This window comes from Oleiphilus sp. HI0132, assembly GCF_001635845.1.
In genome coordinates this window covers 1-571 of the sequence record NZ_LWGJ01000420.1, presented here as the reverse complement: position 1 = coordinate 571, position 571 = coordinate 1, and the positions used below count along the sequence as shown (strand labels likewise).

1 protein-coding gene is annotated in these 571 nt (G+C 43.1%); it reads right to left on the bottom strand.

What is annotated here, in order from left to right; all coding sequences use genetic code 11:
• A partial coding sequence (locus A3766_RS30435) for an acyltransferase (protein WP_197479336.1) occupies positions 1 to 571 on the bottom strand: 571 nt, incomplete at both ends.

Below are 571 nucleotides of genomic sequence, written 5' to 3'. Positions count from 1 at the left end.
GGGCTTCTTCTAAACGGGGTTTCGACATAGCGGTAACTTAGAAAAGCCAGTACGAAGGTTAAAAGTACTGCCAGGATGAATAGTGCTTCAGAAGGTTCGCCTGAGCTCTTCATCCGCAAGAACGCGAACAATGGCTGATGCCATAAATAGAGAGAATAGGAGATGAGTCCTACGGCTACAATTGGCTTTAGAGAGAGTAATTTGCCAGCTAGAGTTTGGCGATCAGCAAATATAATGATTAGGCTGGCACCTATAACGGGTAGCAAAGTATAAAAGCTAGGAAATGGCGTGTCAGCATCAAAGCAAAAGAATGAAGCGATAACCATTGTGAGACCAGTCAAAGACGCTATCTGCCTGACGGGTCTCGTATATGAAATCTGATCAAATTTGTATATGGAAATAATTGAGCCAAACAATAGCTCCCAAGCACGAGAGGAAATTAAATAGAAATTTGCTGCGGAGTCTCCTTTGAAGGCCATATATTGCGATAACAGTAAAGAGGCGAGCGTGAGAGCGATAACGATTGCAGAGAGTGACTTACCTTTACGGAAGGCATATAAGGCTAACAAAG